The sequence below is a fragment of the Aquidulcibacter sp. genome, from assembly GCF_049239865.1.
In the GTDB taxonomy this organism is placed as follows: Bacteria; Pseudomonadota; Alphaproteobacteria; order Caulobacterales; family Aquidulcibacteraceae; genus Aquidulcibacter.
The window spans coordinates 45,802-54,169 of the sequence record NZ_JBMLTR010000008.1 but is presented as its reverse complement, the minus strand read 5'-3'; the positions used below and the strand labels follow the sequence as shown (position 1 = coordinate 54,169).

7 protein-coding genes are annotated in these 8,368 nt (G+C 58.0%); 2 read left to right on the top strand and 5 right to left on the bottom strand.

What is annotated here, in order from left to right; genetic code table 11:
- The 5 genes from rlmJ to flgK all read right to left on the bottom strand — a co-directional run.
- The coding region (rlmJ, locus tag ACOVRA_RS01320; RefSeq protein ID WP_421718737.1) for a 23S rRNA (adenine(2030)-N(6))-methyltransferase RlmJ at positions 1-424 on the bottom strand (424 nt) is incomplete at its 3' end.
- Complete coding sequence (locus tag ACOVRA_RS01315; RefSeq protein WP_421718736.1) at positions 421-942, bottom strand: hypothetical protein; 522 nt, start codon at positions 940-942, stop codon at positions 421-423. The genes ACOVRA_RS01315 and rlmJ, both read right to left, overlap by 4 nt.
- A 31-nt stretch (positions 943-973) precedes the next feature.
- Complete coding sequence (gene mnmA / locus ACOVRA_RS01310) at positions 974-2,173, bottom strand: tRNA 2-thiouridine(34) synthase MnmA (RefSeq protein WP_421718735.1); 1,200 nt, start codon at positions 2,171-2,173, stop codon at positions 974-976.
- Positions 2,174-2,228: 55 nt separating this feature from the next.
- Positions 2,229-3,152 carry a flagellin gene (locus tag ACOVRA_RS01305; RefSeq protein ID WP_421718734.1) on the bottom strand — a complete coding sequence of 308 codons (924 nt, stop codon included), beginning with the start codon at positions 3,150-3,152 and terminating at the stop codon, positions 2,229-2,231.
- Positions 3,153-3,192: 40 nt separating this feature from the next.
- Positions 3,193-5,337, bottom strand: coding sequence for a flagellar hook-associated protein FlgK (flgK, locus tag ACOVRA_RS01300; RefSeq protein ID WP_421718733.1), 2,145 nt, complete (start codon positions 5,335-5,337; stop codon positions 3,193-3,195).
- A 499-nt stretch (positions 5,338-5,836) separates the two neighbouring features.
- Here flgK and ACOVRA_RS01295 point away from each other — a divergent pair, with 499 nt between their 5' ends.
- Both ACOVRA_RS01295 and ACOVRA_RS01290 read left to right on the top strand, forming a co-directional pair.
- A complete protein-coding gene (locus tag ACOVRA_RS01295; protein ID WP_421718732.1) occupies positions 5,837-7,540 on the top strand; it encodes a flagellar hook-length control protein FliK in 1,704 nt (567 codons plus the stop codon).
- A gap of 17 nt (positions 7,541-7,557) precedes the next feature.
- Positions 7,558-8,244: a flagellar hook assembly protein FlgD gene (locus tag ACOVRA_RS01290; protein WP_290808661.1), complete on the top strand. Its 687-nt coding sequence runs from the start codon at positions 7,558-7,560 to the stop codon at positions 8,242-8,244.
- The last annotated feature ends 124 nt before the right edge of the window (positions 8,245-8,368 follow it).

Sequence of the window (8,368 nt, the reverse complement as noted above, 5' to 3'; positions counted from 1 at the left end):
ACGCATCGCGACGCTCCACCTTGATGCCGCGTGCGCGGTCAAAGCGCGTCGCGAGCGTTTCAAAGTCAATTGGATGCAGCTCACAGAACAAAGCTTTGTCCTGATAGCGCAACATCTCTGCGATCAGGGCGGGTGAGCCAGGGTAAGTATTGGGGCCGTCGCCTGCCGCAGCCACAAGGTCGAGGTAGCGTTGAACAGGTGCCGGCGGGTTTTCTGCCGCCCACAAGCGGCCAATCCCATCCTGCCACTCGGGGCTGCGTGCGGCTTCCTCGCTGGAGAGGTCATAGGTGCCGATGCCCGCAAACACATCCAAGACGCGGAACGGGGCTTCCTTTAGCCGCAAATGATCGAGGCTAAGTACAAGGACTAAATGCTTCCAAACATCGGCGAAATTGCCGGCGTGAAAGGCGTGACGATAGTTCATGCAGCAGGACCGCTTTCGTCTGACCGATCGGCCATCGCCTCCTCAAACGGATCGGGTCGCTTAACTCGGATCGTCAAGCCCCAAGCCAAGACGGTTAGGCCAATGGGCAGACCTAAGAGATAGTCGAGATACTGGAACATGGTCTTGGCTTTGTCAGACCGTCCCGCCCGCCACACGACCAACGCCTTTGGCGCAACAGCCGCTTTGCTCAAATAAACACGGTCCCCGCGCACGGCGACTTGCAGCTTGTTCTCATCGTCAAACAAATAAACGCCCACGAGGCGGCTTTCCAGATTGGCGCGGAAGGGCACAGTGGCGACCAACTTAGCTTCGGCTTGTCGCTTACCCATCCATTGGGTCAAATCCAAGACCGTCGGTCCTGCGGAAATCAAAGAGATTGCAAGGCCGATGATGGCAACCAAGGTACCCAGCTCGCGGGGATTATCCGGCACGATAAACCTGCGCCGCAAAATCGGGGGCACAAAACTCATTTTCTTGGGCTGATGATAAGTGGGCATATGTCGATCTAACCCAGACTTCGGCTTAGGGCTACAGCGCCACGCCTTCGCCGCGCAGGGCGGTCGCAGCAATCCAGCCACCACCAAGGACCCGGTCGCCATGATCTTGAGGGTCATAAAACACACAAGCTTGCCCAGGTGCGACGCCTTCTTCGGGATCATCCAAGACAACGGACCACCCTGCCCCGATATGCAAGGTCCCTGGCACCGGTGGGCGAGTAGAGCGCACACGCGCCAACACACGCCGTCCGTCCAGCGCATCCTCACCCGCGACGTGTTCGCCGATCCAGTTCACATCTGTGAGCGTGATGTGGGTGACGGCTAGGCACTCTTTCGGCCCAACAATCACCTGCTTGGCTGCCGCATCCAATTTGACGACAAACAAGGGCTCACCCGTTGCGATGCCCAATCCACGTCTTTGACCAACGGTGAAATGGATCACGCCATCATGGGTGCCTAGAACCCGCCCGTCGACGTGCAAAATCTCACCGGGTTCGGCCGCGCCTGGGCGCAGCTTGGCCACCACGTCGGCATATTTGCCATTTGGCACAAAGCAAATGTCTTGGCTGTCGGGCTTTATCGCTACGGGTAAACTCAGGGCGGCTGCAATGTCGCGCACGGCAGGCTTAGGCAAGTCCGCCAGCGGGAACCGCAAAAAGCCCAATTGCGCCCGCGTGGTTGCGAACAGAAAATAGGATTGGTCGCGCGCTGCATCGGCGGCGCGGCGCATTTCTGCTCCTTCGGGGCCATCAACGCGGCCAACATAATGGCCGGTCACCAAGCAATCGGCCCCGAGGTCACGGGCTGTTTCCAGCAAGTCCTTAAACTTCACACTTTGGTTGCAGCGGACGCAGGGAATGGGCGTGAAGCCCGCGAGATAGGTATCCGCAAAATTGTCGATCACGGCTTCTTTAAAGCGGCTTTCGTAGTCGAGCACATAATGGGCAATGCCGATCTGATCGGCGACCCGGCGTGCATCGTGAATGTCTTGCCCGGCACAGCATGCCCCTTGCTTTTTGAGGGCGGCGCCATGGTCATAAAGCTGCAAAGTGATGCCAATGGTTTCATAGCCCGCGGCTTGCACCAATGCGGCAACAACGGAGGAATCCACGCCGCCGGACATGGCAACAACTACACGGGTTTTGGCGCGGGGCTTATCAAAGCCCAAATCAATATCTGGAATGGTTGACGGGCCAGCGTCAGCGCGAGCCCCAAATGTATCTAACGACATGCTCTCTCCTTCCCCACAGGTTCAAGGCCTGTAGCGATGGCAGTGCTTTAGCAGCTTATCGCAAATATTGCAGCAGGTTCAGGTCCTTTAGCTGCCCAAAGATCGCAGCCGAGGCCTGATACTGGGTTTGCGCAGCAGATAGGCGGGCCGCCACTTCGGCCAGATCAACATTTTCCTGATCGCCAATTGTGGCCAATAAGGTGTCGCGCTTGGCATCATTGGTGGTCACAGCCATCTCAATTTGCTTCGCAGTGCTGCCCGCCTCAGCCGATTTGTCGATCAAATTAGTTTGCACCGCTGCCATCTGGGGAATGAGGCCTTGGACATAGGTTAGCTGCGCGGTGGTGAGTTTCCCGGTGAGCGGACCATTGGCATTTTCCCAGACGCGGATCGAACGCAAAAGGTCGACGAAGGGCCGGAACAAATCTTCTGCATTGCGGCTCAATTCGATCGAGCGATTATCTTCGATCATCACCGTGCGATTGCGTCCGGTATCCACCCAATTGGCATCAGTATTGGGTTGCGCGGCCAAAGTATCGAGGCTGGCGGGCACAAACGGCTCGCCATAGCCCCACTCGCCGCCAAAAATAGCCTCGCCATTATATTGAGCGTTGGCGGCTGTATCGATGATGCTGAGGGCTTGCTCAAGGGCTGCCTTCAAGCCAGCACCATTTTGGTTGGCTGCGGCATTAGCCAAGCCATCACGGGCCTGCTGGACTGCGGCTTGTGCGCTATCTAGGGCCGTGGCTTCGACATCTGCGCGGGCTTCCAGCGCCTTGAGGGTCTCGGCCCGACGATCCAAACGTTCGGCATAGGTTTTAGCAGACAAAAGACGCCCGGCCTCAATGCCAAACCCTTGCAAGTCTCCGGCGATCTTTTGCGTCGAGGCCTGCTCTTGCGCCTTCGCCATATTGGCTTGACCCAAGGCAATACCGGCAGCGCTGCCGAAGAACTGATTATAGGTTGCGACGCGATTCATGAGGGTTGCTCCACCTGTGTTTCTTCAGTTTTGGTTGGCCTTAAACGGCCTGCAGCAAAGTTTGGTACATTTCATCAACTGCCCGGATCATGCGGGCGGCAGCGGAATAGGCTTGTTGGAAACTGGTCAGCTTGACCAATTCCTCGTCGAGATTGACGCCTTCGACGCTGGCTCGGCGGGCATCAGCCTCGGCCTTAAAGCCGTCAGCGGTTTGTTTGTCAGAAGCCGCTTCCGCCGCCAGTCGTCCGACATCGCCCCCAAGCGATGAGACAAAGTCCATCAACTTCATCGAGCGGGTAACACCGCCTGGCCCGTCACTAAAAGGCAAAGGTGCCCGCGACGCATCAAACAAGGCCTGCGCGCCGCGGCTATCGGCCAAGCCAACCGCGACAGCACCAATGGCGACCGTGGAAAGGTCTGGCCGTGCGAGACCCATTTTTGCGGGATCAGAAACGATGGCTGGATTGACCTCAATCCCTAAGGCGCGCGCTTCCCGGGTTTTTGACGCAACGCCAAAGATCGCAGCAAAGCCGTGGCTGGTACCCCCGCGTGGACCGACGTCTTGCGTGATCTCCAAACGCAAATTGCCTTGGCCTGTGCCGGGCGTCCACTTCATGACGCCTTGGGGATCCAGTGAGAACCCACCATAGAGCCCGATCCCTGTCGTGGGATCATTCAGGGCGTTCATGATGTCGCCAATCGTGCCAGCAGGAATGGTGATATTTTTGGTCGTTGCAATGCCGCCCGTCGGCCCGACAACTTGCAAACTCATGACGCTGCCAGCGACAAAGCCGTGAGCATCGGTGGCTTTTAGGCCCGTGGCATAGTTGAGCGGCGTGCCGGACTGAACAAGATCATTCAATCCAAAGAAATGGGCAAATGCACGATTGCCGCGTTGGCTTCCCCCGGTTGCAGGCTCATCAAACACAAATCCATTGGGGGTCGCGGTTGCCGGCACAGGTGCGGCCGATTGCAATTGTAGCCGCCCATTGGTGAAGCTTGCCGTGCCATTGGCCCCCAGCGCGGTATTGAGCGCGGTAACGAGCGAGCCAATCGTTGTCCCGGTGGTTCCCGATGCCACGCCATTGACGCTGATCGCGCCGGTGTTGAAGTTGATGTCGATCTTGCTGACCAAAAGGCCTGCGGCATTCACAACACCAATGCTGGTTTGGCCGGTGAAGTTTAGACTGTCGGAGGCCAAAAGTCCGGTATCGCTACCTTTTGCCAACGCCAAAGGTGGCAAAGTGGCGTTTTGGCTGTGGGCGGCGTTCAACGCATCGGCAATCCCACCGGCGAGTTCACCCAAGCCATAGGCGATTTTGGCCAAATCCTGATCGCGTACGTCCAACAGGCCGCGCAAGGACCCGCTTTGAATGCTAGGCTCAAACTCGCGCTCGGTGGGATCTGTCCCGAAAGTGATGGTGATGCGATCAAACGAGGTCGCGCCAATGCCAGAGGCTTTAAAGTTCAAGGTCGCAGGGCTGAAGCCCGCCAACAAGACACCATTGCTGGTGCGAACTTCCGTTGAGCCATCCGGACGCTGAGCCACTTTGATGTCAACATATTGAGACAATTCCTGGATCATGTCGGCTTGACGCTGCTGTGCGCCAGTTGAATCGCCGACCGCATTGGCGCGCAGAATGTCGGAATTGGCCGCCGAGATATCTTTCAGCAGCGTATTCACCCGCTGCACCTGGTCTGCCACTCGCTGGTCCGCATCAGCCCGCGCCGTCTCAATGGTTTGGCCGACGGTGTTGATCTGAGCGAGGAAGCCTTGCAACTCAGCAATCGCCCCACGGCGAGCGGAGATGGAACCCGGGTTTAGCACGCCTGTTTCAAAGGCCCCCAAGGCACGGTTCAAGGCGGCAAAGATCGAAGACTCGCTGGTTGGATCACCAAAAGCAGCTTGAACATTGTCCAAATAACCCGAGCGGCCTGCTGCACTGCCTGCGCTGCTGGAGGCCGCCAACGACGCTGCGGCTAGAAAGCGGTCCGCCGCGCGGGTGACCAAGGCCGTATCGACGCCTTGACCTCTGCCACCAACTTCGCGCGCATTCTGATTATGCTCAAGGCGCACATAGCCCGGCGTATTCACATTGGAGACGTTCTGCGTCACCGTGCGAATGGCGTTTTGGCTGGCAAACAGGCCACTCGTAGCGATGTTCATGATCGAATTCAGCGACATTCAACTCAGCCTTTGTTTCTGCCTTATTCCTCCCGGCACCCGGTCATTTTTGCCGACTTGCCGAGCGGTTTTTGCCTGATCACACACCTCGCCCGCAGCGGCGGCGATTGGGAGAGCAGAATTAAATCAATTTATTTCAATGATTTAACTCTTTTCTATCTCCGCAGCCTCTGCAGCAAAAGCACGTGGTCACATGCTTACTTGCAACCCGCGCGCCAAAGCAGGCCAAACCCAAAGCAACCCACTTGAACGAGACAAAACACGCCGTAAAGGCGCGCCAGACAACGAAATAAGGCTGCGCGGCAGGATTAGCCTTTCACCCGGCAATCTATGCCGCCACTCGGCTGATTTGGCCGTTATTCACCTCGGTTAACCCATAGTAAATACAAACAAAAACAGATTGTTACACATATTTCCGAGTGGCACGCCCCTTGCTACCCCCCTAGCTCGAAGTCGCAGAGTGACGTGCGACATGTTGGGAAGCGGGGGCTGAAGACGCATGGAAATGGTTGGTCGCATGATGGACAGCATCGCGGAGGCGCCACAGTCGCGGCGCGCGAAGTCGTCTGTATCGCCAGCTGGAAACATGGGTGAGACCGCAGGTCTGAGCTTTGTCGACACGATGATTGGCCTCGTCCAACCCCCCAGCGCGCTTGAACCGGCAAAGACAGCGCCGGATTCACGTGACCCAACCGGTGGTGCCAAGCTGGCCCCAGATCAAGTGATCGATGATGCCGCTACGGTCACAGATAGTCTGGCTACCCCGTCCGCAGTCGTGCCGGCACTTCCCATCGCGATCACGCCGATCAACCCTGCCTCTCCCTCGACCTCGGCCGCGGCTGTCGCCAAGCAAGAAGGTATCGGCGCGGCCGGGCAAGTTCCCGATGCTCAAAGCGCAGCGGTTACGCTGGCGTTGATGGGCAACGCAGTGCCCGCTGAACCCGTGCCCGGCGATGCCCCTGACGCTTTGGTCGCTCAAACTGGCGATGCCAGCGCGACCTTCAAGACGGGCGACGCCTCAGCCTTAGCGTCAGCTTCAGCCACAGCCCCGTCCACCCAGTCAGCCGAACCTGCCCTAAAGCCTGCAATCGATCAGGCGCAGACTGCCCAAGCGCTCGCCCCCAAAACACAAGCAACCGTGTCGCAAAGTCTTTTGGCAGGCCTTGCTGCCTTGGGGCAAACCCAGCAGCCAGCGGCGGACGACAAGCAAATGGCGCAGCTTGTTGCCACGGCGACGGCGACGGCCGCGGCGACGGCCACTGCCACTGCGACGGTGCCAACACCTGTCATGGCGCAAGTGCCTCAGCCGAGTCCGCAGCCAACCGATTCCTCGACGTCGCAAGCCAGCGCAGTTTTTGATTTGGCCCTGGCTACCGATCCCCAAGGTCCCGGCGCAGCACGGGCTTTGGAGGCCCAATCCGGTGAAGCACGCACCTCCAAAACCAATGTCGCAACCGGCTGGCTCAACACGGGCTCTGGCTTTGTGGCGTCCGACGATGCAGGTTTGCAAAGCGCACCGAGTGCCGCCCCAGTTGCCACCGCCACTGCACAAGCTTCGGTCGCACTTGTAACAGGGCCTGTGCCTGCCTTCAGCAAGCCTGCCACCAAAAGCGAAGAAACCAAGATTGCGGCAACCGATGCGGCTGGCATGATGGCTGGCTCCAACGGAACCGCTGACGCTGCTGCCTCGGCAAGCACAGATGGTACAGGGGTTCCAGCACCAGACGCAAATCCAAAGCCGACCGTGCTGCAACCCCACACCGTGCCAATGCTCGCCGCCGCCATGATGCGCCGGATTCAAAATGGGATGAAGGAATTCACCCTTCGCCTCGATCCGCCTGAATTGGGCCGGGTCGATGTGCGTTTGACTGTAGGCACCGACAAAAAGGTGCGCGCTGTCGTGAGTACGGATCGGCCTGAAGCCCTGAAAGATCTGGCCTTGTCCGCGCGCGATCTGACCCGCGCCTTGCAGGAAGCCGGGCTTGAACTGGAAGAGAATGGCCTGTCGTTTTCAATGAATGATCAAGGCAGTTCGCCGCAAAATCGCGATGCCAATCAGCAGCAAAGCGCGCGCATCAAACACAGCCTCGAAGGCTATGACACCTCCGAAGCGGCCACGCCTGAGCCGGCAGCTCCGCTCTCCGCCCACCTCTCTGGTCCTGTCGAACGCTGGCAACGCGCCCGCATCGCCATGACCGCCTAAGTTGTAAGGAACGCAAGATGGCAACAGTAACCAATACGACGGCCGCTTCGACAGCAGCCTCCGCCACAGCGGCCAAAGGGGCCGCGACACCCAAAGCTTCTTTGGCCAACAATTTCGAGACATTCCTGACGCTTTTGACCGCACAGTTGAAGAACCAGGATCCGCTGTCACCCTTGGACACCAAGGACTTCACCAACCAATTGGTGCAATTCTCGGGCGTGGAACAACAGTTGAAGACCAATGATCTTTTGTCGTCCTTGACCGAAACCACCAAGCTGAGCGCGGGCGCGACGGCTGTGGCTTATCTGGGTAAAGAAGCGACAGCGACATCTGCTTTGGCTGGTCTGTCGAGCGGTGGCCAAGCCACCTGGCGCTATGAGTTGCCGCGGTCTTCAACCAGCACGACGTTAAAAATTGTGGACGCACAAGGCCGGACCATTGCCACTAAACCGGGTGAAACTTCCACCGGCGAAAAGACCTTTACCTGGGATGGCAAGGATCAATCAGGCAAGGCAGCACCTGCCGGGACCTATCGCCTCGAAATTAATGCCCAAGGGGCGGATGAACGTCCGATCACCGGCACCGTCCGACAAAAGGGCGTTATCACCGGCGTCGACCTTTCCGGGAACACACCGACAGTAACAATTGGCGGCGCGGCCCTGCCCTTGTCGTCAATCGTTAAGATAGGACTGCAGGCCAGTTGATATTTTGACTTAAATCGCTGCGATTAAGAAAAAAATCAACCAAAAATCAACACTCCGTCCCTAAAATCTGGACACAAGTGGTTGGGCAGAATGCTCCTAACAATAAAAACACGATCAGGAGCAT

Coding starts and splice junctions, on each gene's coding strand:
- ACOVRA_RS01315 (WP_421718736.1), bottom strand. CDS start 942: ATGCCCACTTATCATCAGCCCAAGAAAATGAGTTTTGTGCCCCCGATT.
- mnmA (WP_421718735.1), bottom strand. CDS start 2,173: ATGTCGTTAGATACATTTGGGGCTCGCGCTGACGCTGGCCCGTCAACC.
- ACOVRA_RS01305 (WP_421718734.1), bottom strand. CDS start 3,152: ATGAATCGCGTCGCAACCTATAATCAGTTCTTCGGCAGCGCTGCCGGT.
- flgK (WP_421718733.1), bottom strand. CDS start 5,337: ATGTCGCTGAATTCGATCATGAACATCGCTACGAGTGGCCTGTTTGCC.
- ACOVRA_RS01295 (WP_421718732.1), top strand. CDS start 5,837: ATGGAAATGGTTGGTCGCATGATGGACAGCATCGCGGAGGCGCCACAG.
- ACOVRA_RS01290 (WP_290808661.1), top strand. CDS start 7,558: ATGGCAACAGTAACCAATACGACGGCCGCTTCGACAGCAGCCTCCGCC.